The organism is Paenibacillus sambharensis, from assembly GCF_003233845.1.
Lineage (GTDB): Bacteria > Bacillota > Bacilli > Paenibacillales > Paenibacillaceae > Paenibacillus_I > Paenibacillus_I sambharensis.
In genome coordinates this window covers 371,427-394,217 of record NZ_QKRB01000044.1, presented here as the reverse complement: position 1 = coordinate 394,217, position 22,791 = coordinate 371,427, and the positions used below count along the sequence as shown (strand labels likewise).

Annotated in this window: 24 protein-coding genes and 1 tRNA gene; 12 read left to right on the top strand and 13 right to left on the bottom strand. The window is 52.1% G+C overall.

Annotated elements, in window-relative coordinates:
* Positions 1-23: 23 nt before the first annotated feature.
* The 4 genes from pflA to DNH61_RS13145 all read left to right on the top strand — a co-directional run bounded on the left by pflA (position 24) and on the right by DNH61_RS13145 (position 2,867).
* Positions 24-848 carry a pyruvate formate-lyase-activating protein gene (gene pflA / locus DNH61_RS13155; protein ID WP_111147106.1) on the top strand — a complete coding sequence of 275 codons (825 nt, stop codon included), beginning with the start codon at positions 24-26 and terminating at the stop codon, positions 846-848.
* On the top strand, positions 829-963 hold the full coding sequence (locus DNH61_RS27030) for a hypothetical protein (protein ID WP_281272388.1): 135 nt from the start codon (positions 829-831) through the stop codon (positions 961-963). Before pflA ends, DNH61_RS27030 begins: the two co-directional genes overlap by 20 nt.
* A 177-nt stretch (positions 964-1,140) precedes the next feature.
* Positions 1,141-1,479 (top strand): winged helix-turn-helix transcriptional regulator, encoded by a 339-nt coding sequence (locus DNH61_RS13150; RefSeq protein WP_111147105.1) that lies wholly within the window; start codon positions 1,141-1,143, stop codon positions 1,477-1,479.
* Positions 1,470-2,867, top strand: coding sequence for a TrkH family potassium uptake protein (locus DNH61_RS13145; protein WP_111147364.1), 1,398 nt, complete (start codon positions 1,470-1,472; stop codon positions 2,865-2,867). The genes DNH61_RS13150 and DNH61_RS13145 overlap by 10 nt, the downstream gene beginning before the upstream one ends.
* A 103-nt stretch (positions 2,868-2,970) precedes the next feature.
* On the opposite strand, the gene ltrA is transcribed toward DNH61_RS13145, so the two are convergent.
* The gene (gene ltrA / locus DNH61_RS13140) at positions 2,971-4,362 is read right to left on the bottom strand and encodes a group II intron reverse transcriptase/maturase (RefSeq protein ID WP_111147104.1); all 1,392 of its coding nucleotides are present in this window, start codon (positions 4,360-4,362) and stop codon (positions 2,971-2,973) included.
* A gap of 473 nt (positions 4,363-4,835) precedes the next feature.
* Positions 4,836-6,629: an ATP-binding protein gene (locus tag DNH61_RS13135; RefSeq protein ID WP_111147103.1), complete on the bottom strand. Its 1,794-nt coding sequence runs from the start codon at positions 6,627-6,629 to the stop codon at positions 4,836-4,838.
* Positions 6,630-6,793: 164 nt separating this feature from the next.
* Here DNH61_RS13135 and mscL point away from each other — a divergent pair, with 164 nt between their 5' ends.
* Positions 6,794-7,261: a large conductance mechanosensitive channel protein MscL gene (gene mscL / locus DNH61_RS13130; RefSeq protein WP_111147102.1), complete on the top strand. Its 468-nt coding sequence runs from the start codon at positions 6,794-6,796 to the stop codon at positions 7,259-7,261.
* Positions 7,262-7,579: 318 nt separating this feature from the next.
* Here the strand turns inward: mscL and DNH61_RS13125 are convergent, their stop codons facing one another.
* Positions 7,580-7,780 carry an aspartyl-phosphate phosphatase Spo0E family protein gene (locus tag DNH61_RS13125; RefSeq protein ID WP_111147101.1) on the bottom strand — a complete coding sequence of 67 codons (201 nt, stop codon included), beginning with the start codon at positions 7,778-7,780 and terminating at the stop codon, positions 7,580-7,582.
* A gap of 319 nt (positions 7,781-8,099) precedes the next feature.
* Here DNH61_RS13125 and DNH61_RS26100 point away from each other — a divergent pair, with 319 nt between their 5' ends.
* Positions 8,100-8,357, top strand: coding sequence for a hypothetical protein (locus tag DNH61_RS26100; RefSeq protein ID WP_146241013.1), 258 nt, complete (start codon positions 8,100-8,102; stop codon positions 8,355-8,357).
* A 55-nt stretch (positions 8,358-8,412) separates the two neighbouring features.
* On the opposite strand, the gene DNH61_RS13115 is transcribed toward DNH61_RS26100, so the two are convergent.
* Positions 8,413-8,488 (bottom strand) — tRNA-Thr (locus DNH61_RS13115).
* A gap of 166 nt (positions 8,489-8,654) precedes the next feature.
* On the opposite strand from DNH61_RS13115, the gene DNH61_RS13110 reads away from it, so the two are divergent.
* The 3 genes from DNH61_RS13110 (at position 8,655) to DNH61_RS13100 (ending at position 12,261) form a co-directional block, all read left to right on the top strand.
* Positions 8,655-9,089 (top strand): universal stress protein, encoded by a 435-nt coding sequence (locus DNH61_RS13110; protein WP_181438698.1) that lies wholly within the window; start codon positions 8,655-8,657, stop codon positions 9,087-9,089.
* Positions 9,090-9,349: 260 nt separating this feature from the next.
* A complete protein-coding gene (locus tag DNH61_RS13105) occupies positions 9,350-10,750 on the top strand; it encodes an MBOAT family O-acyltransferase (RefSeq protein ID WP_111147098.1) in 1,401 nt (466 codons plus the stop codon).
* 14 nt (positions 10,751-10,764) lie between these two features.
* A complete protein-coding gene (locus DNH61_RS13100; protein WP_111147097.1) occupies positions 10,765-12,261 on the top strand; it encodes a copper amine oxidase N-terminal domain-containing protein in 1,497 nt (498 codons plus the stop codon).
* 78 nt (positions 12,262-12,339) lie between these two features.
* Here the strand turns inward: DNH61_RS13100 and DNH61_RS13095 are convergent, their stop codons facing one another.
* From DNH61_RS13095 to DNH61_RS13075, 5 genes are all read right to left on the bottom strand, one after another.
* Positions 12,340-13,992 carry an ATP-binding protein gene (locus DNH61_RS13095; protein ID WP_111147096.1) on the bottom strand — a complete coding sequence of 551 codons (1,653 nt, stop codon included), beginning with the start codon at positions 13,990-13,992 and terminating at the stop codon, positions 12,340-12,342.
* Positions 13,993-14,142: 150 nt separating this feature from the next.
* Entirely contained in the window at positions 14,143-14,895 is a 753-nt protein-coding gene (locus DNH61_RS13090; RefSeq protein ID WP_111147095.1) for a hypothetical protein, read from the bottom strand.
* Positions 14,892-15,605 (bottom strand): fluoroquinolone export ABC transporter permease subunit, encoded by a 714-nt coding sequence (locus tag DNH61_RS13085; protein ID WP_111147094.1) that lies wholly within the window; start codon positions 15,603-15,605, stop codon positions 14,892-14,894. Before DNH61_RS13085 ends, DNH61_RS13090 begins: the two co-directional genes overlap by 4 nt.
* Positions 15,605-16,462, bottom strand: coding sequence for an ABC transporter ATP-binding protein (locus DNH61_RS13080; protein WP_111147093.1), 858 nt, complete (start codon positions 16,460-16,462; stop codon positions 15,605-15,607). The genes DNH61_RS13085 and DNH61_RS13080 overlap by 1 nt, the downstream gene beginning before the upstream one ends.
* Positions 16,449-17,075: a TetR/AcrR family transcriptional regulator gene (locus tag DNH61_RS13075; protein WP_111147092.1), complete on the bottom strand. Its 627-nt coding sequence runs from the start codon at positions 17,073-17,075 to the stop codon at positions 16,449-16,451. The genes DNH61_RS13080 and DNH61_RS13075 overlap by 14 nt, the downstream gene beginning before the upstream one ends.
* Positions 17,076-17,372: 297 nt before the next feature.
* Between DNH61_RS13075 and DNH61_RS13070 the strand changes: the two genes are divergently transcribed.
* Positions 17,373-17,591 (top strand): hypothetical protein, encoded by a 219-nt coding sequence (locus DNH61_RS13070; protein WP_111147091.1) that lies wholly within the window; start codon positions 17,373-17,375, stop codon positions 17,589-17,591.
* Between the two features lie 65 nt (positions 17,592-17,656).
* Here the strand turns inward: DNH61_RS13070 and DNH61_RS13065 are convergent, their stop codons facing one another.
* Positions 17,657-18,376, bottom strand: a complete 720-nt coding sequence (locus tag DNH61_RS13065) for a response regulator transcription factor (RefSeq protein WP_111147090.1) — start codon at positions 18,374-18,376, stop codon at positions 17,657-17,659.
* 466 nt (positions 18,377-18,842) lie between these two features.
* On the opposite strand from DNH61_RS13065, the gene DNH61_RS13060 reads away from it, so the two are divergent.
* On the top strand, positions 18,843-19,844 hold the full coding sequence (locus DNH61_RS13060; protein WP_111147089.1) for a DoxX family membrane protein: 1,002 nt from the start codon (positions 18,843-18,845) through the stop codon (positions 19,842-19,844).
* 56 nt (positions 19,845-19,900) lie between these two features.
* Here the strand turns inward: DNH61_RS13060 and DNH61_RS13055 are convergent, their stop codons facing one another.
* From DNH61_RS13055 to DNH61_RS13045, 3 genes are read right to left on the bottom strand one after another with little or no spacing between them, the layout of a single operon-like run.
* A complete protein-coding gene (locus tag DNH61_RS13055; RefSeq protein WP_111147088.1) occupies positions 19,901-20,869 on the bottom strand; it encodes a DUF4097 family beta strand repeat-containing protein in 969 nt (322 codons plus the stop codon).
* Positions 20,866-21,420, bottom strand: coding sequence for an HAAS signaling domain-containing protein (locus tag DNH61_RS13050; RefSeq protein ID WP_111147087.1), 555 nt, complete (start codon positions 21,418-21,420; stop codon positions 20,866-20,868). The genes DNH61_RS13055 and DNH61_RS13050 overlap by 4 nt, the downstream gene beginning before the upstream one ends.
* 2 nt (positions 21,421-21,422) lie before the next feature.
* Positions 21,423-21,740, bottom strand: a complete 318-nt coding sequence (locus tag DNH61_RS13045) for a PadR family transcriptional regulator (protein WP_111147086.1) — start codon at positions 21,738-21,740, stop codon at positions 21,423-21,425.
* A 322-nt stretch (positions 21,741-22,062) separates the two neighbouring features.
* Here DNH61_RS13045 and DNH61_RS13040 point away from each other — a divergent pair, with 322 nt between their 5' ends.
* Positions 22,063-22,764, top strand: coding sequence for a hypothetical protein (locus tag DNH61_RS13040; protein ID WP_111147085.1), 702 nt, complete (start codon positions 22,063-22,065; stop codon positions 22,762-22,764).
* Positions 22,765-22,791: the final 27 nt, after the last annotated feature.

Below are 22,791 nucleotides of genomic sequence, written 5' to 3'. Positions count from 1 at the left end.
CATCCGAAATGGAGGTCATGGCCATGCCAAATACTCGTCACCCTGATCCTGCTGTTAAGGGCCGCATCCATTCGGTCGAAACGTTCGGCACCGTGGATGGTCCCGGAATCCGCTTTGTACTCTTCATGCAGGGCTGCGCGCTGCGCTGCCAATTCTGCCACAATCCTGATTCCTGGGATACTTCAGCTGGTAAACCGGTCACCGTTGAAGAGGTGATCGCCGAAATCGAACCGTACCTGGAGTATTACCGCTTGTCTGAAGGCGGCTTAACTGTTACTGGTGGAGAGCCTACCCTTCAAGCACCATTCGTAGCCGCATTGTTTAGGGAGATCAAGCGACGCTTCGGTCTGCATACAACGCTGGACTCATCCGGCTTCTGCGAGCCAGACCATGCCGAGGCAACCGGGCTGCTTGATACGACCGATCTTGTCCTGCTTGATCTGAAGCAGCTGAACAAGCAGCGCCATGAAGCCTTGACGACACAATCGAACGATCGCATTCTTCGCTTCGCCAGACATCTGTCGGACCGCGGCAGCAAGATGTGGATCCGCCACGTGCTTGTCCCCGGCGTAACGGACAGCTACGAAGACCTGCTGGAGCTTGGCCGCTTCATCGGCACCCTGGACGGTGTAGAGAAGTTTGAACTGCTGCCTTACCACCGAATGGGGGTTTACAAGTGGCAGGAGATGAATCTCCCCTATCCTCTGGAAGGCATACAGCCGCCAACAGAGCAGGAAACCGACCGTGCCCGTCGAATTGTAGAGCAGGGACGGAGGGAATCATTAGATGCAAGAGAAGGACAGCAACCCGCAGCAGCAACAGGAGACCTTGCAAGCAAGAATTCATGAACTCGAAGCAGAGAACCAGGCGCTCCGCCAGGAGGTCCTGCAGCTTCGCAAGCGGCTGGCCCGCACAGGCAAGCCAGGCATGGCAACCCGGTTAAGTGAAGCGCTGCGCGAGTAACATACCGGATCATACAAGCAATATCCGAAGAGCCCTCTTCCACAATCTGTGGAGGAAGGCTCTTTCTTTGACTTTGCAGGCACATACTGCCGTACGGCGGCGCCCTTTTCATTCAATGGCAGTTCGTATATGATGGGTAGAAGTGAAAAGCTCTTCATGCAATAGGAGGTTTAATGAATGTCTTCTTCACCAGATAACTACATACCCAAGTCCCCTGTAAGTATAGCATGCAATATTGAGAAAACACTTGAAGTGTTAGGTGGCAAATGGGCATTTCTCATTCTCCGCGAGCTCTTCGGCGGCACCAAGCGTTTCGGCGAGCTGCAAAGATCCATACCGGCTGTAAGCCCTCGTGCCTTAACCAGCACACTGAGGCATCTGGAGGACAAGGGTGTGCTTGAGCGCCATGTATTTCCTACCGTTCCCGTAACCGTGGAATACACGCTCACACCCAAAGGGGAGGACCTTCACCGGATCATCAAGGAAATGAAGCTGTGGGCGGCCAAATGGACCTGAAGACACTTCGCAATAGGGTTAACCGTTACCGCACCTCCCTGCGCGGTTTTGTCACCCGTCTGACGCCAACCCAGTTCATCGTGCTTGGTTACTTAATTGCCGTTAGCTTATCTACTGTCCTGTTAAAACTGCCCGTCAGCCTGCGGGAAGGCGCACAGCTGTCCTGGATGGATGCGCTCTTCACCGCAACCAGTGCCGTGAGCGTTACCGGTCTGACTGTCGTCAGCACAGCTGCAACCTTCAGCGGAACGGGGAAGGTTATGCTGTTATTCATGTTCCAGCTTGGCGGCATTGGCATTATGACACTTGGCGCGTTCCTGTGGCTTGTGCTGGGCCGCAATATCAGTCTGTCGTACAGACGGCTTATCATGGTTGACCAGAACCGGCACAACTTATCAGGACTGGTGTATCTGATGCGGCTTGTCTTCTTAATCGCCCTCGGTATCGAAGCTGTGGGCGCTGTATTGCTAACCGTTTACTTTAGAGCCGCAGGCTATGCTGACAATTGGCTGTCCGCCCTTCTTCATGGCACCTTTCACAGCATATCGGCATTCACTAATGCAGGCTTTGACATTTACGGCGATTCCCTGTACCGGTTTGCTAACGACTATGTGGTGCAGGGCATCACGATGCTCCTGTTGATCTTGGGTGCGATCGGTTTCCCTGTACTGATTGAAGTCAGCGAATACTTATTCGGCAAGCATAAGCAGTTCCGGTTCTCACTCTATACCAAAATGACAGGCGCCATGTTCTTCGTTCTAGTAGTCCTTGGCGCTATCGGAATCTGGTTCTTCGAGCATAATTTGCACTTCGAGACACTTCCGTGGCACGAGCAGATATTCTTTTCACTGTTCAACTCGATCTCTACCCGAAGCGGGGGGCTGGCAACCATGGACATCAATGCATTCAGCGTCCCCTCTCTCGTACTGTTATCGGTCCTTATGTTCATCGGGGCCAGCCCCTCGAGTGTGGGCGGCGGTGTCCGAACAACTACGTTCGGCGTGATCCTGCTAACCCTATTCAATTATGCGCTTGGCCGCAGTGAGGTCAGGGCGTTCAAGCGGGCGATCAAGCAGGAGGACGTCACGAAGAGCTTTGTGGTATTTACAGCTGCCGCTCTGCTAGTCTTGATGGGCATCATGGTGCTCGGCTACACCGAGACCGGTTATCTGCCGTTAATGGCTATTGTATTCGAGGTATGCTCGGCATTTGGCACAAGCGGGTTATCGATGGGCATCACTCCAACCCTCTCAACCGAAGGGAAATGCACGCTGATCATTATCATGTTCATTGGCCGGATCGGGATGCTCTCCCTGCTGTTCATGTTCAGAAGCCGCAGGAGCAAGCAGCATTACCACTATCCGAAGGAAGATCTTATTATTGGCTGAAGAGCTGTATGAGGCTCTTGCTGCATCGAGTAGGAGGAGGCGGCTAGCCTCCGTCCTCTCACACCACCGTACATGCGGGTCCGCATACGGCGGTTCCAAAAGGTTAACAAAGCTCCAAATATCGAGAAAGCAGACTTCTCAGCCCTTTCGCTTCCCAGTAGGAAGTAGGAAGGGCATTGTTTGTGTTCCGAGACATTTCCCATGCTCCCCGCCTTGAGTTAGCCATAACAAAGCAGGCCCAATCGGGTACGCCGAGCGCCCGGAGTTCGCGGATTCGGGTACGCACCCTTTTCCACTGTTTCCACAGACACATTCGGAGCCTTCTGCGAATCCATTGGTCGAGTCGCTCACAGTGCTTCTTCGCTGAGGCCAGTCGGAAGTAACCGACCCATCCCATTATGTAGCGATTAAGCTGGGCAATGCGTTCTACCAATGAAATCGAGCGCGTCCGGTTCGTCAGCTCGCGGATCCTCTCCTTAAATCGGGAGATTGTCTTTGGCGCTAGCCGAATCGTTGCCTTCTTGTCCTTGAGGAAGCTAAAGCCGAGAAACTTGCGGTTCCATGGCCGGTCTACCGCGCTTTTGTCCCGGTTCACTTTCAGTTTCAACTTCCCTTCTACGAAGTCTGTCACCGACTTCATGACGCGCTCGCCTGCACGTTTGCTCGCCACGAAGATGTTACAATCGTCCGCATAGCGGACGAATCGCAACCCCCGCTTGGTCAGCTCTTTGTCCAGATCATCCAGTAAAATGTTAGCCAAAAGCGGACTTAGCGGACCACCTTGCGGCGTTCCTTCTGTGGTTCGCTCCAGTGTTCCTTTCGCCATTACGCCGGCGTTCAGGTAGGCTCGAATCAGTTTCAGGATTCGCTTGTCCGTTACTTTTCGGGCTACCCTCGCCATTAGCATGTCGTGATTCACCCGGTCAAAGAACTTTTCCAGGTCCATGTCGACGACCCAGCGGAGCCCGTCTTGGATGAAGCGCTGCGCTTGCTTGACCGCGTCATGGGCCCGTTTTCCCGGGCGGAATCCATAGCTGTACCAGGAGAAATGCGCGTCGAAGATCGGGTTCAGCACTTGTAGAAGTGCCTGCTGGAGAAAGCGGTCCATGACGGTCGGAATCCCAAGCAGCCTCACGCCGCCTCCGGGTTTGGGGATTTCCACCCGTTTGACTGGCGAGGGTCTGTAGGTTCCCGTCAGGAGTGCGGCTTTTACCGCTTCCCAGTGTGTTTTCAGGTAAACTTGTAGATGCGCTACCGTTACGCCGTCCACACCGGGGGCTCCTCCGTTTTGTACCACTTGCTTGTAGGCGAGCCGAAGGTTATCTCCTTCGAGCACTCGCTCCAGCAGCTCGTTTTGGTCTCTGCGAGCGGAAAGGACGACTTGTGCCGACGAAGAACTCGGCGCTTCGGCATACCCTGACGGCTTCACCGCTTCTCTTTGCCGCAAGCTCTCTTGCGAGATTTTCTGCTGTCTCTGCTCTTCATACGAACGCATCGGTTTCCACTCTCCTTTCGGTTCGGTCCTTCCGGTTTCCGGCGTCCCTTACTCCCGTACTATGACCTCTGCTGACTCCTGCGGATTCAGCGCGACTTCTCAGCCGCGGTTACGAAGTGACTTCGCGTCTTCCGCAGGCCTCCCCAGATAAGAACGTCATCTTTCTGCCCGCAACCACTGGAGTATACAGGAATAGCCCTTGGCGACTTAGGATTTCGTCATGTATTGGTGACTCATCCAACTACCCCTGCCTCAAATCCAGTTCGTGTACCTTGGCTCGTGCATTTGCCTCCAGCTTCCTTCAGATTCCACCTCGCGATGGACACCCTTGCTCTTGGCTAACGGTAGGCGTTCGCCAGCCCCCGTTCGGGACTTTCACCCTAGAGATGACGCCCATGCTGGGCGTACAATGAAAGCAGTCCCGACTCAGGTGAGTTCGGGACTGCTGTTTTTGTATATGGCAGGGTTCTCTCTTATCCTGCATATGTATGATCTTTCGGTGAACTGTCTGGGAAACCCGCCTCCCCGGCAGCAGATTCCCGGTCAACCAGGGGGAAGATAATATCCATAGTCGTTCCTGTTCCCAAGTGGCTGTCTACTCGGATCATTCCCTTATGGTTATCAACGATCTTGTAGCTCACCATCAGGCCAAGGCCTGTTCCCTTATCCTTGGTCGTATAGAATGGCTGGCCCATCTTCTGCAGCTGCTCACCTGGTATCCCTGGACCTTCATCAACGACCCTAACGGTTACGGTATCGCCCTCACCAAAGCAGCTGACTGTGATCGTTCCGCCGTCCGGCATCGCTTCAATCGCATTCTTCATAATATTAATAATGACCTGTTTGATTTGATTTTCAACCCCATTGACCCAGAGCGGAAACTCGTCATGCTTAAATTCAAGCACAATTCCGTGCATGATAGCCTGCGCTTCCAGCAAGATGACCGTATCATTCACAATCGACCGGATATCCTTTACCGCTAGCTCATAGACCTGAGGCTTCGACAGCATCAGCATTTCACTCACGATCGCTTCAATACGCGTCAGCTCTGATTTCATGATCTCGAAATACTGGCTGCTTGACGCCCTGCCGGATGCCATTAGCTGCAGGAAGCCTTTGAGCGAGGTTAGAGGATTACGAATTTCGTGTGCGATGCCTGCCGCGAGCTGACCCGCGACGTACAGCTTCTCCGAATTAATCAGCAGCTCCTCATTCTTCTTCCGTTCTGAAATATCACGCACGATGACCTGCACAGCCGGTTTGCTGCCAAAGGTCGTCAGCGTCTTGACTACCTCCGTGTGCAGCAGCTTGCCGGTGACGGTATACCATTCCTGCTCTTCCGGGACCCTGGCTTCATTATAATCGCTGTCCAGGCCCGCGAACTGCTTCCGAAGCTGCTCATGATAGGCAGGGTGCAGGAATTCGAAGACTGACCGGTTGATCAGCTCTTCCTCCCGCTGCGCTTCGAACATCTGCAGCCCCGCCTTATTCACGTACTCCCACCTGCCATTTCTCATGATTGCGATCATGTCCATAGAATTCTCGACAAGCAGCTTGTACCGTTCATCCACAACATTAAACCGCCGGTTCATGAACCAGGCCGCAAGACTGCCAAGCGGTACGAACAGCGTTTCGAAGCCAATGATAGTCACCAGGAGCATCATCATATCATTTAGTTTATCGGTCGTCAGGATATCCCTGTATTCAATGGTGGCGGCCTCCATGCCGATCAGGATCATACCCGCTGCCGAGCTGCCGAGCAGAATCGCGCTGACCAGCTTGAAATTCCCTTCCTTACGGTCAAACCAGTAAAAGGCTCCCCATGAGCCGGCCAGGATAAGCAGCACGGACACCAGGAAGAGTCCCATATTTATATGAAAACGGCTGATCGGGCCGCTGATCATGTTGACGTAATGGATGGCCAGCGCGCCCGCTGACACGTACAGGCTTGCCATGATTCTTCGCAGACCGCCGCCTCCCCCAAGACGGATAAAAGCCAGGTAGGCAAATCCGGCGCCTAAGATAAAGATAAGCCCAAGATGCCAGCCGAATGAGATCATGTAGTCCCATGTCAGCATCCCTACAAAATGCATGGAGGTCAAACCGAATCCAAATACCGCTGCGCCGCCGATCATACCGTAGTGACGCTCTCTCATTCCGCTCTTGTAATGACTGATAAAATGGAACATGGTGTAGGAGGACATGATGCTGATCATCAATGATATCAAAACAAACAACGATTGATTGGAACTGAACAAACCAGCCAAACTACCAACCCCACTCTATAGGCCTATGTAATCTGGATAAATTCGACAAATTTCAAGAAAATCCTTTATAACCTCCGAAAACACGACAGACCTGCTTCTAAAGGTGCCTTTCCGGGTTATTTCAGGTATAATGCGGTCATCCGGTACTGAAAGGGGTATTTACCGTGTCATTTTTACAAGAATTTAAGAAATTTGCCGTTAGAGGCAATGTCATTGACTTGGCAGTCGGTGTCATTGTCGGAGGAGCCTTTGGCCGCATCGTGACTTCACTCGTGGAAGACATCATCATGCCGCCGATCGGCCTGCTGCTTGGCGGGGTTAGCTTTAGCGATCTCTTCTTTACCTTGGATGGAACCGATTATGCTTCACTTGCCGAGGCTAAGGCCTCATCTTCCCCGGTCGTGGCATACGGCCAATTTATCAACACCGTCATCAATTTCATCATAATCGCTTTCTCCGTCTTTCTCATGGTGAAGACAATCAACCGCCTTCGCAGTCAGGAACCGGAACTCCCGCCGGAGCCGACGGAGAAGGACTGTCCTTACTGTCTGGGGAAAGTGCCTATTCGGGCGACACGCTGTGCACATTGCACGTCTCAGCTTGAGACGGAGCCTCGGCCTTTGGAGACTTAAGCCTACGGCTGGGGAACAATTCGACCTTTATGATGAGCAGTTGAACTGGATGGACAAGCGTCAAGAGAAGAGGTACATAGACAGGGGTATTGGCATTAAACCTGCTACTGCTGGCTTGTCAGGCACAAGGAAGGCAAGCTGCATGTTGTTCCGGCAGCTGGCGCTGCATTTTAACGATAGAGCGGAATGAAACGGGGTGCCTGCACCTTCCCGGCATTACAAAAAACCGTCAGAACGTTGCCGGCAACGACAGTTCTACGGTTTGTTGTTCTGTTTACTGCAGCATTTACCCGGCAGCACCTATGCTGACGCCTCCTATCACCCGTGGCAGATTGGCCCTGAACGGACCGGCTTATAAAAGGATCTGTAATAGTCTACGATAAGCACATCCAGCTTTTGGCTAATTTCTAATATAGGTCCTTGACACAGATCGGCTGTCTCTTCAGATGAGAACATATTCAGTTCATAACGAAGCTGGTCAATTTCCTCGTGGATATCCGCCCTCTCGGTTCTGGACATATTGATCTCTCCTAGTCCGTTATATAAAGACTCTATTATTATAATGCAGGCGTGTTAGGTTATTCTGCTGCAATATGTCGAATGAATATAAAAAATTTATAATTATTTAAAACAATTATTTACCCGAATTATCACTCGTCGAAACACTTGCCGCATCTTTTTTTTATCCGTCTGCCAGAAGCTTTGTCCTGTCTGCGATTACTCCAACTCGTGGAAGCGTTTTATTTTATTTGTCCGGACAGACGGTTTATGACAACTTTTACATTCATCATCCGTTATACTTAGATTATATTGAATTCAAAGGGGAGATCAGTTACTTATGCGTTCAACCCGAAATCATATGCAAAAAGAGATGCAGCAGCTGAATCTGCGTCTGCGTAATGCTACTCATCGTCATATCGATATGCTGGATGCCCTCCAGGATAACCTTGGCAAGCTTACCAATACACTTGAGCATGTGAAGGAAACCCGCAATAACATTATGAGAATCCGGAAGGAGATCCAGCGTTGCGGCACGCCGCATGAATACACGCCCTGCAAGGAAATAGATTCAGGTAGTACAGAAAGATACACATAAAAAAGACGCGTTCCCCCTGAAATCCGGAAATCCGCGCCGTGACTGGTTGTATCCATGGTGCTGATGAAGGGATTCGAACCCCCGGCCTACGCATTACGAATGCGTTGCTCTACCAGCTGAGCTACATCAGCAAGACCTTTACTATAATACGAAATTTCATTTTTACTGTCAACACAAGATTTGGGCTCCACTCACTCTTTTACCATGCCTCTGATTGCCAGTATCCCTGCTCCGTTTCATGCCAATTACAATAGGGGTAAACGTTACTATAAGAAGGGCTGGGAAAGGGTGATACCAATGAGTTACCGTACGATTCTAGTAGCCTATGACGGCTCTGAGCCTTCCCTGCGTGCTTTGAATAAAGCGATTGAATTTGCAGCGGATTGGGATGCTTCCCTGGAAGTCGTCCACGTTTATCAGATTCCGATTGCATCAGTGGGAGAAGCAATGGTTCCCGCTGCGCCTGAGACGAATGCCGCTATTGCGCATGAAGCACAAAATCGCGGGGATGAAGCACAATCCATTATTGCTGCTGCGCCCGGGGTTCGGGCTAATGTGACAGTCAAACAAGGTGAACCAGGCCCGCTCATTGTTGAGACAGCCGCCGATAAGCAGGCCGACCTTATTGTCATCGGCAGCCGGGGGAACAGCGGTCTTAAGCAGTTATTCCTTGGCAGCGTGAGCCAGCATGTCATTCAACATACAGAATGCTCCGTTCATGTAGTGAAGTAAGAGCCATCCTCTTATTACAGAGAGCCGTCAATCGCCTATCAGGCTGCATTGGCGGCTCTTTTATGCGTTCTTCTACCCGCAACCAAAGCGCCTCCCCGCTCGTCTCCCTATTACGGAGCTCTTCAGGTAATAAGCTGCACATTCCGTATGGGCTGGGGCAATCTGGAAGGAATATCGATTTCCCCACCGAATTCTTAATGAATCCTGACTAATACTCATACATGGTAGCAGGTAATGACAGAGATGAGCGTGATCAAGCGATGCTGTTTAATTCCTATACTTTCCTATACGGCTTTCTGCCCATTGTCTTGGCAGGTTATTTTCTTCTCGGACGATTTCGCCTGATCTTCGCTGCAAGAGTCTGGCTGACTGCCGCCTCACTGGTGTTCTATGGCTGGTGGGATGTCCGCTATGTCCTCCTCATCAGCGGCTCCATCGTCTTTAATTATGCCGCAGGTCTGCTGCTGCAGCGAAGCGCCGTTTCAGACACAACGCCCCGGCCCTACTATCGCAAGGGATTAATGATAGCCGGCGTAGCAGGGAACCTCCTGCTGCTGGGCTGGTATAAGTATGCCGACTTCCTGCTCGAGAATGTAAATGCCCTGACAGGCAGCGCTGTACCGCTGCTCAGCCTGGCACTCCCGCTTGGCATCAGTTTCTATACGTTTACCCAGATCGCCTATGTAGTTGATTCCTATTACGGCAGAGTACGGGAATCTAGCCTGATCAATTATACTCTGTTTGTCACGTTCTTCCCCCAGCTTGTGGCAGGACCTATCCTTCACCATAAGGAAATGATGCCTCAGTTCCGGCAGCTTCGCAGCTACAAATGGAACTGGGGCCATATAGCAGGAGGCTGTTATATGCTCTGTATCGGGCTGTTCAAGAAGGTGGTCATTGCGGACACGCTTGCCGGGTATGCCAATGACGGCTTCGCTAACGCTGTTCATGCCGTTGACAGCTGGATCGCCGTTCTAACATACACCCTGCAGCTGTATTTCGACTTCAGCGGCTATACGGATATGGCCATTGGCATCGCCTTGCTCTTCAATATCCGGCTGCCGCAAAACTTCAATTCTCCCTATAAAGCCGTCAGCATCCAGGACTTCTGGCGGCGCTGGCATATGACGCTCAGCCGCTTCCTCCGGGATTATATCTATATTCCTCTGGGCGGCAACCGCAAGGGAAGCATCATCACAATGCGGAATCTGATGATTACCTTCCTGCTCGGCGGCATATGGCATGGTGCAGGCTGGACCTTTATTATATGGGGACTCCTGCACGGCATTGCACTAGTGGTTCACCGCCTCTGGTCAATGAAGGTTCGTCCGCTTCCAGCACTGTGCGGCTGGCTGCTTACCTTCCTGTTCATCAATCTGACCTGGGTATTCTTCCGTGCAGAGGATCTGTCCGAGGCATTCCGCCTGCTCAAGGGATTAACAGGGCTTAACGGTATCGGAAATATCGGCCTGATCCAGGATCTTCCTCCGATACTGCTGCTGGCCATTCTAATGCCTATTGTGCTGCTCGCACCCAATTCGGCCGAGAGGCTGGAATCGCTCCGTCCTTCATGGCGCGCTGGCGCAGCAGCCGCTATTCTATTCACGATCGCCATGCTCTTTCTTAACCGGATAACACCCTTCTTGTATTTCAACTTCTAGAGGAGGAACGGCACATGAAGATCCGACCTGGACATACCCCGGGCGTATTCCCATTAAACAGCCGGGCCCGCCGCAGACGGGATGCCAAACGGATGCTGGCTGCCTTCGCGGTCTCCGTCGTACTGCTTGGCATCCTGTTCGCCTCCTTCGTTTATATAGTGGACCCGCTGCAGCACTACCGCAAGCCCTCTTGGTACCCGCCGATGTACTCGTCGGAGCAGCGCTACCAGAATCCCGGGCTGGCACGTCATTACGAGTACGACACCATCATTATCGGCACCTCGATGACGGAAAACTTCCTCCCTTCGGAGGTTGATGCAGCGCTAGGCGGCCAGACGCTCAAGCTGTCCATGCGCGGCTCTACGGCGGCTGAGCAGTACGAAATAGCCAAGCTTGCGCTGAAGACTGGCAAGCCGAAGCGCGTTCTCTGGGGCTTGGACTATTTTGCCCTGAGAGATGGCATGCGCGATGACCAGGGACCTTTCCCCGGCTATCTGTATGATAACAAGCTCTGGAATGATTACCGGTACTGGTTCAATGAATTTACGTTCCGCCAGCTTACTAACGGAATAATGAAGAACTTGTTGAACGATAGAGATCAGGAACTGGAATACCTGTACAATTGGAATTCACACGTGAAATTCGGGGAAGAGCATGTTCTGAAGCACTATGCAAAGGCACGGCAGAGCGAGGTATACTTTGGCCTGAATGAAACGCCAATCGAAGTCGTACAGGATAACTTCAGCCGTTATATCCTCCCGCTTGTGCAGGAATACAGCGAGGTCGAATTCATCTTCTACTATCCCCCGTATAGTGTGCTGCGGCATGCGGTCTGGCAGGAAGCGAACGAGCAGAGGTTTGAGAATCAGCTCACGATGAAACGCTGGGTACAGGAGCAGTTCGGCCACTTGTTCAACGTCCGTGTCTACGACTTCCAGACGAAGGCGGACTGGACCTATAACTTGGACCTGTACAAGGATCTGTCGCATCATAAGCAGGAGCTGAACAGCCAGATTATCCGGCTGATTGGGCAGGATGATTCCCGTTATCGCGTGACACTGGACAATGTGGAGCAGTTTAACGAGCAGCTGCGCCAGCAGATTCGGCAAGCCGCAGCCAGTATGACGTACGGACTCCACCGGTACAGGATCTACAAGCAGGAGGGCGATCAGCTGAAGCCGGCAACTTTCTCTCCTAAAGAGACCGCCTCAGGCGGTGAGCTGCTTGTTCCTGCCAAGCAGGCAGCGGAACTGCTCGGGGCCGCATTGGGCTGGAGTCCGGAGGACAAGAAGCTGATCCTGAAAGGCGGCGGTCACGAGCTGCAGTTTACCGTAGGTTCCAATGCCGCCGTTCTGGACGGCTCCGCCGAACCCTTGCAGGTGCCGGCCGGGATCACCAGCGGGACCATGATGATCCCCCTCCGGTATGCGGCTGCCGCTCTCGGCTGGACAGTAGCTGTTGAGCCGCCGGACATTCGCGATCACATCTGGAAGCTGACCCGTGAACGATAACGGGAGGAAGCTGTTCGAATAGGAACAGAACAGGGGTAACGCTGCAGACAGCGTTACCCCTGTTTAATTGCGGGTCTATTAATCGGCCATCCTTACGGCTTCATACTCCTGAACATCTTCGAAGGTCCCGGCTTCTAATCCCCCAGCCGGGAGACGCAGCTGAAACATACTGCCCTTGCCGGGTATACTATCGAGCGTTAGGCTGCCGCCCAGCAGGCCCGCCAGCTGGAGGCTGATGGATAAGCCAAGCCCCGTTCCTCCATACTGCCGGTTGATGGAGCCATCCCCCTGATGGAAGGTTTCGAATATGATGCTATGTTTATCCGAATCAATCCCGATCCCCGTATCCAGCACGGTGAAGACAATCCAGTCATGCTGTCTTGCCGGCGCCTTATTCTTAATGTCCCTCGTACGGCTCACACGGGGATTCTTCCCCTTGGTCCGTGCAGCAAGACGGAATAATCCCCTGCCGGCTACTTCTTGGCTGTCGTGGTCCAGCTGTCCCTTCAGCGGCCCCCTCATATTCTGGAACGCACCAGTGCGCGCTGACTTGAACCCGGCCGGATCAGCCTCAGGCGTCCCGGATTCCAAGCTGATCCCCAGCGCCACCGCGCCCCGGTCTGTAAACTTGAATGCGTTATCAAGCAGATTGCGCAGAATTTGATTCAGACGCAGTCCGTCTGAAAGAATAATGGGCGGGACCGTCTTATCGATATGTACTGTAAATGCCAGACCTTTCTTCACTGCAGCCGGGTGAAACTGCGTGTACAGCAGATCGGCCTGTTCCTCAACCGGCACGGTTACCGTTACAATTTCCAATTTGCCCGCTTCTATAGAAGAGATGTCCAGAATGTCATTAATAAGCTGCAGCAGCTCATTGCTTGAGGTTTCGATAAGGCCGGCATACTGCATATTGTCTGTACCGTAATCCTCCGTCTCCCGGATCATCTGGGACAGCAGGATAATGCTGTTGAGCGGTGTCTTCAGCTCATGCGACATATTAAACATGAATTCAGACTTATACTTCGAATTTAGCGCCAGCTGCTTCGCCTTCTCCTCCAGCTCCCGCTTGGCTTCCCGCAGCTGTCTTGTCTGCCGCCGCAAGATCTCATTCATCTTCCGCATATCATCGGATCTCTTCTGTTCCTTGAAGAAATCCCGAATGATGAAGATAAACAAGGTACTCAGAAGCATACCAAGCGGATAAGTGATGACCGCCACCTCCGTGAGATAAACCCGGGCAGGGAGCGTGCCGTTAAGCGAGATGACCAGCACATGCAGCGAATGAATAACGACAATAGCGGCCACAGCTTTATTGCGGAATGACCAGTCTTTGTCACGAAACCAGACAACCAGACAGGCTGCAGCAATACCCAATAAGGCAATATTGACAGCACCGGTGAACGCTGCGGTGTGAACACCATTCACCGCAAACCTGCACAAGGCTATACCTGTACCGATCACGAGCAGCACCCTTGGATCCCGAAACACAAGCGCGCCAAATATAATCGGTACAGAGCGCAGGTCAAATATAGCCGTTTCATTCATACGGAAGCCGAACATCATAGCCAGCCAGCCTGATATTATAAATATAAAGACTGTGAAACCTTGTCTGACCACAACAGAGGCTTGGGCAAACATATATTTATACGTAAGATTAAACAAGTAGGCACAGGTAATCAGAATGGACATATTGGTTAAGAATGATTTGGCAACGCCGATCGAGATCACACCCTTTTTTTTAACAGACCGTGTTGCCCATATTGTACAACATTCTGCCACTGAAGTCGCACTGGGACATCGTATATCGCAAAAAATGCGCCCTAGGAATCACGAGGAAGGACTTATTACAAAGCAATTACCGGCTTCTCCCGCTACCTATCACCTATGCTCTACCTTGCGTTCAAACACAGCAAATACGGCCACGAGCCATCCTCCTGTAACTATAAGTCCCATTAGAACAGTTGAAAGAGGAGAATGCAGCCAGCCGTCAGCCCCTCCATTCTCCACGCCCCCCATCATCAGCCTGACGGGCCAGTAGGACGGGATTACACCGGCAGCCAGCTGCCACGGCCAAGGTATGAATGCCACAGCAGCAGGCGTGAAGACGGTAATCCCAGCTGCCTTGGACAAGGCGAGGCCCTCTACCTTGTTATCTGCCCAAGCGGTCAGCACGAGCGCAAACAGAGGGGTCTGCAGCGCATACAGCATAATCGCCGCTGCAGATTCCGCTGCGGACGGTGTGCCCAGCCCCCCTGCCAGCAGGAGGATGGCAGTGAACAGCAAAGACAGAATAAACGGCAGAAGCAAGCGGTACACCAGATAACCCCGCTTGCCCAGCGGCGTCACTGCATAGCAGCCTATGAGCCGCTCATCCCGCTCCTCCAGCATGACGAATCCCGTAAGCATACCCAGCATAAGCGGTACCAGCTGAAGGAAGAAGGCCAGCAGCAGCGGCTCATAATGTACAAGTTGGATTCCGAATTCCGCCTCAAGCAGCTGTCCAGCCGCAGGCAAGCCGAAGCGAAGCACGATTAGCAGCAGGACTGGAGCGCATAAGGCCAAGCCTAACATGGGGTCGCGAACTGCCTGCTTGGCATCCAGTCGCAGTAAACCGGTTAGCTGCCATTTCATTGTATTCCCTCCCCTACTGCCGCCAGTACGTAACGTGCAAATTGGCGGCGCGCCCACCAGAAGGCAAGCACCGACCAGAAAGCGAGTACCAGGCATGCCTGAATCAGCATACCGGCTGCAGTCGGTTCAAAGGCAGACTTGAGCAGCACTAGCGATCCCCAGGTTGGCAGCCATCCAAGAAGCCACCGTTCCGCTCCGATGAAGCCTCCATAGGACAGCAGCGGCAGCATGAAAGGCAGGGAGTAGAAGGATGAGAGGAAGAAGAAGCCGTTTACCGACCGGCTCTTGACTGCCACCCCCAAGCCCAGCAGCGTAAAGAAGACGGAAGTAAAAGCCGTACCGGCAGCCAGCACGCCTGCCCCGGCGGTGAAGCCGAATACACTTACGTGGATTAGAACAGCAGACAAGACGGACAGCAGGGTGAGCGACAGCGTCTTGGATATCAGATACTGCTCCAGCCGGTACGGCGTAACGAACAAGCTGTCATAGATGCCCTGGCCTCTCTCCAGCAGCACCAGACCCCCAATGAAGAAGAAGCCCAGCGCGCTTGGATCTGAGAAGGTCAGCAGCACATTTACGGTTTCCCGCATGCTTGCGGGCATAACATATAATAGTAGAATATAGATCCCGCAAACCAGCCCATATGCCGTATAGAAGCCATGTCTGACCTGTAGCTTGATATCATAGAAGAAAATCGGCGCACCCGGCATCAGGACAACCCCCGGCCTGTTACCTCAATGAATATCTGTTCCAGCGTCGCTTCACGAGTATGGATAGTCTCCACGGTTCCGCTGCTGAGCAGCTTTTGAAATGCCGGATCGCTTCCGATGCCGTCCAGTTCAAACCCGGCTGATTCCATGCTGCCGTTCTGATTCCTGTACTCTACAACAACCTTCCGGCTACCCAAACCGACCATAAGGGCCCGGGGCGAATCGATCAGCGGGATCGTTCCGTCAACCAGGAAAGCCACTCTGTTACAAAGCTGCTCTGCAGCAGACATGTTGTGAGTCGTCAATACAATGGTTGTTCCCTCCCGGCTTCTCTCCCGAATGATATCCTTAAGCATCTTGGCGTTAACGGGATCCAGACCCGATGTGGGCTCATCCAGAAACAGCACCTCAGGCCGGTTCAGCAGCGCTCTGCACAGATTTAGGCGCATCCGCATGCCCTTCGAGAATCCTGCGACCTTCTCCTTGGCGTGCCCCGACAAACCAACAGCTTCGAGCAGCTTCATAGGTTCCTCAGTAGTCCCGCTGTACAGCGAGCGGAACAGCTGCAAATTTTCGATTGCGGTAAGACGGCTGTAGAAGTTAGGAAACTCAAAGGCAACACCAATACGCTCATAGTAACGGCTGCCTGCCCCCCTGATCTCCAAGCCCAGCACCCGGACGCTGCCCGTATAACCTTTGAGCGCTCCAATCAGTATATTTTGTGTCGTGCTCTTGCCCGCACCCGACGGACCCAGGAAGCCGAATATTTCCCCCTTGGCAATATGAAAATCGATCCCCTTCAGCACCTGGCTGCTGCTGCCCGGGTACTGGTAAGCCAGCCCGTTAACTTCGATCATCGTCAGTCTCTCCCTCTCCTTCAGCAACCAGCCCGCGTGCTATTAGATCCGTCAAGAGCTCCATTGTTGCGTCGTACTGCTCTTCACCGATCTGACGCTTCTGGAAGGAGAGCAGGACAACGGCCCTTAACAGACTGACAACCGTCTCGGGGTCCTCAGCTGTCAGCCATCCCTGTTCCTTCCCGCGCAGCAGCACAGGCAGCAGATCATCGGCATCATTCTGGAAATTCTCACTCAGCTTCTCCTCTGGCAGCTTGCGGAACAGCTGTTCCATCACTGCCTCGTCGTAAAGCTGGCGCAGCAGCGGCCGCTCCTCCATCAGTCTGATGGAGGCTTGCAGCAGCTGCTTGAAGGCCTCCCTGCTGACGCGTCCTTCCCGCAGCGGGGCGAGCATCTGCTCACGGATATCATGCTCCTCCTGAAGGAGGATGTCATAATACAGCTCTTCCTTCGAGCCGTAGAACAGATAAAAGGAGCCTTGGGCTATTCCAGCCGCTTTCGTCAGGTCTGCCACACTTGTCTTCTTAAGCCCCAGTGCCTCAAACTGTCTCCGTCCCTCGCTAATCAGCTTGGCGGCGATAATTTCCCGTTCCCGTTCATCAAATTTCCTCACTTAACCACCAACCTGCCCCTCTATCCGGCACCTGATTGGGCATTCGCCGACCATGTGCATATGTGAATAATTTTATTTTATATTCACAAATATAGTGGTTTCCTCCCGTTCCGTCAACCTTCACAGGGAAAATTAGAGATGCAGGACAGGAAATACGGGGTAATAATCACACGTGGAGAGGTTAAGAATCGGAGTGTTAGGGAATTGTTAATAAAACAAATATATGGCTGATGCATGTCTTATAAGGTCCTAATTCATAAGCCCTATACTAGAACAAAAGATAGGAGGTCGCGTACGATGATGAAAGTAATCACATTTAGCAAACGTTCCGTGCCTGTATTTATTCCACAGGAGCACAAGGGATCACTGGATCTGTTGCAAACCAAGCTGGAGAGCCTTGCACTTGATTTTGATTTCCGCCGAAAGTGGAAACGCATCAAATCCGTGCAGATGATTCGTGACGTGGCCATCTTCCAATATAATGACGGAACCAAGCTGTATCTGGATGTATCCTAAATAAAAGGTACCGATCCGTCCGCCGCCGCTTAAGATCGGTACCCTTCCCGCTATATAATTCACCCCTATTCCTGTACATACTTGTAACCCACTCCCCATACGGTCTTAATGAAACGGGGTGACCTCGGGTTCTCTTCGACCTTCTTGCGGAGATTGACAATATGCACATCAATCGCCCGGTCAGTGACAAATGAATCAAATCCTCTTATGGCATTAATCAGATCCTCCCGGCTGAATACCTTCCCCGGATGACTGATAAACAGCCGCATGATTTCAAACTCGGAAAATGTCGTTTCCACATGCTGGCCCCTGACGATCAGCAAGCGACGCTCAATATCCAGCTTGATCTCCTCACTGCGGGCAGACATGTCTTCCGCTTGCTCACTTCTAAAGTCGGCCCCAGCTCCCCCAGATTTTGCACTGCCTTGAGCCCGGCGAATAAGTGCATATACGCGTGCGGTCAGCTCGTGCAGGCTGAAGGGCTTACACAGGTAGTCATCAGCCCCTGCCTTAAGGGCATGAACTCTTTCGGAAACTTCTGTTTTCATAGAGACAATCATGATTGGCACATCCGAGCGCTTGCGGATATCGACACATAACTCCATTCCGTCAATATCCGGGAGCATGAGATCGAGCAGGATGACATCCGGCTTTAATTCATCCATAAGCTGCAGCCCGTCTTTACCGTTCAATGCCTGCTTAACGTCATACCCTTCTTCGGATAAGTACATGCACAGCATATGGCCCATGATAGCGTCGTCTTCGATTACAAGTATTTTCTGCATGGTTTTCCACCTTTAAGTAGGGCTTTTAGCAATGCCACCTGCCTGTTATACCTACTATACTATATCCGGTTTCAAAGCAACAATACGATTGTTAGATTTTTGTTAGAATTCTTAGAGGAATATGAGAAGAACCAGCCTCTATTTGGTTAATCTGGAATAGCAATGGGTTGATTACGGTGCATTAGTTATGCCCCGCTCGCTGCTGTTCATTACACTTGTCTCTTTGATTCGCGCATTTTATTGAAAATCCTGTTTTGGACACGACAGGTCGCGACAAAATCAGCATAAGCCCAAGCACTATGGTAACGATTATACCGGGAGGCAGGTCTCAAATAAATAGTGTTTTTTTGGGGAAGATATATCGCAACAGCCCCCTCTTCTTCCAGCCATAGCGCTTTAGCCTTAGAGAAAGTGTTTAAATAGGAACCATAAACCAGATTATATTCATACAGGAGGGTCATTATCCATGCAGAAACGCTGGCTGGCTGTCATAACGGCCGTGATTGCATGTGCCGCCATCCCTGGAACAGCCTTTGCCCATGTCAAATGGTTTACCGAAGTCCAGCCGCAGAAGGAGGCCTTTGAGGATATTCTAACCCCCTTCTTCATGCTGCTGGCAGTGGCAATCGCCGTGCTGCTTGCCGCACTTACTCAGGTACTGCCTGCCTTATCTTCTATGCCGATATCCCGAAGGATTGACCACTCGCTGGACAAGCTGCATCCTTACACCGGCATTATCTTAAAGTACGGCACGGCAGCTTCCTTAATGATTCAGGCCTTCTCCAGCACACTACTCGCACCCGAGTTTGAACTCAATACAACGTTTACGACCGTTCTTCTCTGGGTTACGATCGTACTGCTGCTTATCCCCCACCGGTATGCAACCAAAGCAGGTGCGGCTGTGCTGCTTGTGCTCTTCATAGAAGTGACACTTAAAGCCGGGATCTTCCACATGCTGGATTATGGATTTTATCTGGCCATTATCGGTGTCCTGCTGCTCGAAAAGACGAGGGAATCGCGCCTTGGCTTTCCCCTCCTCTATCTGGGGACAGGCCTCTCCCTCTGCTGGGTGGCCGTGGAGAAGTGGGTATACCCGTCCATGGCCGAGGATATTATCGCCAGCCATGGCGTGCCAACATTCGGCTTTCCTGCAGCCGACTTCATCGTGATGGCTGGCTTTATTGAATTTGTAGTCGGCTATCTCCTGGTCGTCGGCATTCTAAACCGACTGCTGGCCTTTGTCCTGACATTAATATTCATCTCGACAACCATGCTGTTCGGCATAACAGAATTTGTCGGCCACTTTATGATACACATCATTCTGATTCTGTTCATTATCGAGGGGGTCAGCTTCTACAAGCCACCTGTCTCGATTCATAAAACCCGCATCGACCAGATGGTATTTGTGACCCTGAACTTCATCTTCGTGCTCGCGACCTTCATCGTCATCTATTACCGGTTCGCCTGAAACAAGCATTCATGCAACAAGGACTGCCCGCGGGCAGTCCTTGTTGTATGGATGGATCAGGAGCGCGGTCCCAGGTGGAAATTGCCCGAGCCGGTTTCAACATGGAGCTCGATCTCTCCGCTGCCGAATGATCCCGTAATATCGCCTTCCTCATCCTGGCTGGATACCTGCATACCGTCAAACCCGATCTTACGGTCTCCCGAGCTGGTCTTGAAATTCACCAGAAGCGACTGAGGCTCTTCCTGCAGCCGGACCGTCACGTCCCCGCTGCCCGCATCCAGCCGTGCAGGCGCCACCAACCTGTCCGCTTCATAGCGGATATTGCCCGAACCTGTCTCTCCTGTCAGGCGAGCAGAACCATCCACCAGCTCCACATCGCCGCTTCCAGCCGAGAATCCCAATTCCTGAAACTCGAAGGAGGTGACCGTAACATTCCCCGAGCCCGCCTCGATATTCATTCTGCTTCCGCTCACCCCTGCCAGCTCCTGGTCACCGCTCCCCGTGCTGACATTAACGATTTCACCCGCTACCGTGTCCGCCTCAATGTTACCACTGCCGGTATTTATGACAAGCGAACGGGCAGCATGCACATCCTCCACTATAATATCGCCGCTTCCTGCGGATACCTCAACCTCATCCCACAGCTGTTCAGGCAGCTGTACAGTAAGAGCCAGGTTCAACACACTAAATCCAATGACAAAGTTATCACCAATAACCGGCTTAATTTCTAGTGTCCCATCCCCACTTAACTCCGCTTTCAGCTCCATGTCATCCAGATAACGGGCACTGGCTTCGCCTTCAAGATTTATTCGGATTATGCCCGCCTCGCGGCTTCTTATTACACGGATATCCGTCCCTCCGCTGTTTACCACAATGCTCCGTATCTCAGCCGACGGAACCTCCTTTGCCAGGTTCACTTCCTGGCTGCCAAACGACAAGATATTATCATCGCCGCTGAAAGTTGCCAGCACGCCCGCAATACCCGCAACAACTAAAATTAAGCCGACTATTACCGATTTCCTCATGCTCTCCCGCCCCTTACCAGTCTTGTGTTGAATCTTAAATAGGTCAGTGTCATCTTCATAAATCCCCGGCTCAGGGCAAGTGTGCCTGTTCCTGTCAGCAGGCCCAGCCCGCAGCTGACAGCAGCCAGTGAGAAGCCTTGGCCCGTAGAGAACATCTCACCTCTATAGCCCTCCCATATGCAGGCGACCGCCACAAGCAGGAACGCTCCGGACACTGCCCAGAGGGCAATGAGCACGCCGAGAACCGCAATGAAGGGACCGAGCACGAAGACAAGGTTGAAAAATCCAAGTCCAACTGACGCAAACACCGCCCGCGATACGGATACCACATTGCGCTTATCTTCTGCTTGATTTACCCGGTAGCCAAGCATCAGCTCCTTGGCGATCAGACGCGGATCCCCAAGCTCTGCCGCCGCCTGCTCTTCGGCAACTCCATTCTCGGCCGCCATCTCGAAATGCAGCTCATAATCATACAGCCATTCCGCCCGCTGAGGCTCCGGAACAACGGCCAGAAGCCTGTTCAGCTCCTGCATATACATCTGCCTGTTCATTCCTATCGAATCCCTTCTTCAATAATTTCGTTCACTGCACGTGTAAAGTCATGCCACTCGAGTACCAGATGGCGCATATAAGCCGCTCCTTCCGGAGTAAGCCGGTAATACTTGCGCGGCGGCCCTTCGCTCGATTCCCTAAGGTACGTTGAGAAGTATCCATCCTGTGTGAGCCTGTTCAACAGCGGATAGATACTGCCGACAGCCAGCTCGAACTTCTCAGAGATTTTGACCGCAAGCTCATACCCGTACCTGTCCTCACGAGAGGCGAGCGCTAGCACGCATATCTCCAGGACGCCCTTCTTGAATTGAACATTCATAACCGGACACCAACCTCCTATGCCGCAATGTTTACTATTATTTATAGTTGAATAGCTGTTTATAAAAAATGGCACATAGTCCCTCTTCCTGTTCTATCCACCTCCGCTATACTATACCACCAGCTATTCAACATTGCAATATACTGTACGATCGTAATATCCGCCGGCTTGACCCTGCTGTTATCCAGCTCCTACAGCAAGCAAGTGAAAGCCGGCCTAAATTTCATCTTATAACGGTTCTGCCGCCACTCATCCGGTTAATGATGGTTAGAGGGCCTGAGATATTTCTCGGCTATAATTACGATATAAGGGCGTGGTTCAAATGGAATACACCAAGATGCTGGACGCCGTATCGGTGACGAGACAAACAACCGAAGCGCTGATTGATACAATCCGGGAAGCGGAGCTTCGTTCCCGCCCCGGTTTTGCACGAATAGAGAAGCTGATCCAAGCTGCACATAGGGATACGAATCCATCGGAGCGGATGCAGGAAGCCGCCTCAGCCCTTGCTGTTCTGTACTTGTTTCAACAGTTCCTGGGCCGGGCAGGCGATGAACTGAAGGAGATTCACGCCTCCCTTAAGCATGCCTCCGAGACGGCACAAACAGCCGTTTCTCTCTATGATTGGGAAGCCTACCCCAAATCTCAGCTTTCCATCCTGTTCTTGAAGCTTAGGGAGCTGCTAGAGGAAGCTGAACACCAGATTCTCGAGCTTCAGTCCTTATCATCTTCCATCAGCCAGTTCGAGCACCTGCTGGAGTCGACAGCCGATTTACTGCAGGAGGAGATTGTTGCCGCAGAGCTGCAGACTGAATCAGCTGATCCCGAGATTGTACGGAGCGATGACGAATTTATGACCTGCATCCATGAACGGCAGCCAATTGCTGTATGGAAGGATGAGGAACGGATCGCCGGTTATGTCCTGGTCGATGCCGTGACAAGTGATACCGTTTATATGGAGGGCATTGCCTACTCACGGGCTGAACATACCTTCTCGTTGTGCCAGACTGATCCTATTCATTAACTACAAACAAGGGCAGACTTCTATGCA